At 70.6% G+C, this 1119-nt stretch carries 1 protein-coding gene; it reads left to right on the top strand.

Annotation, left to right across the window (positions count from 1 at the left end; translation table 11 throughout):
• Window positions 1-621 precede the first annotated feature (621 nt).
• A partial coding sequence (locus BEN49_RS15280; RefSeq protein WP_125916924.1) for a YoaK family protein occupies window positions 622-1119 on the top strand: 498 nt, incomplete at its 3' end.

The following is a 1119-nucleotide window of genomic DNA, read 5'->3' as shown; positions in this document are numbered from 1 at the left end:
CCCCCACGGCCGGCGGCTGGAAACAGGGCCCCAGCGGCGCGCGGGGCTGGCCGCTGCTTCAAGCCGCAGCGGGGCCCCAAGAAGCGGGGCGCTGGAAGTCCCGCTTCTTAGCTGGGTTGTAAGCTTCCCCGCCGAGCCAACCAGGCCAAAAGCAGCGGTAATTGGTTGCCAGCTGCGCCAAGCAAAGCAAGGCTTCGTATCAAACGTACTTGGCGCGGATACGCCGCCTTACTTCCCCGCCAGCTCGGCCAGGTACACCTCCAGCATGGGGTAGCCGCTGGGGCCCACTTTAGCGCGGTCGGCGGCATCCTTGGGGTTCAGCTTGTGGACAGTTTCCCAGGCGTCGGGGAGGCCGTCGTGGTCGGTGTCGGCGGGGGCAGGGCAGGGCGGATTTTAAGGCGGGCCAGGCGTTGCGCGAGGTGCCGTGGGGGTAGCCGCCCTGCACGTCGATGAGGACCCCGGTGCGGGTGCGCACCTCGCGCACCAATTGCTGGGCGAGGGAGTCGCGCTAAGGACGCGTTGCATTACGGTGGCCTAGGCGACGGGCCAGCATCCCTGGGGCCCCGGGCGCACCAGCGGCGGGCCCAGGCCGTACACGGGCGCAACCACTCGCCTGCCCGCATGAAACCCTTGCCGCCCGCTTCCCTGCTCGCCGCCTTTGGCCTCGTCCTGGGCATCGTGGCCCTGGCCGGCTTCGTCGATGCCTACGCCTTTGGGCATTTCCAGGGCTTGTTCGTGTCGTTCATGAGCGGCAACACGACTTCACTGGGCGTGGCCGTGGCCCACGGCGACCACGCCCGGCTGCGCGAGCTGCTCGGGGTGCTAGGCCTGTTCGTGGGCGGCGTGGTGCTGGGGGCCCTGCTGGGCCGGCGCGCGGGGCGCGGGGCTACGTCCGCCATCCTGGGCGCGGTGGCGGCACTGCTGCTGCTGGCGCACCTGCGCCCGGCGCTGGCCATGGGGGCCCTCACGCTGGGCATGGGCGTGCTGAACGCGGCGGTGCACGAGGTGGGCGGCGTCAAGGTTAGCCTCACATTCGTGACGGGGGCCCTGGTGCGGTTCGGCACCGGACTGGCCGACTTGCTTAGCGGCCAGCGCACCTCCTGGGGACTGGCTGTGGCA

It is taken from the genome of Hymenobacter coccineus, from assembly GCF_001816125.1.
Classification (GTDB): domain Bacteria; phylum Bacteroidota; class Bacteroidia; order Cytophagales; family Hymenobacteraceae; genus Hymenobacter; species Hymenobacter coccineus.
The sequence above is the reverse complement of the archived record's forward strand: the minus strand, read 5'-3'. Positions and strand labels throughout refer to the sequence as shown.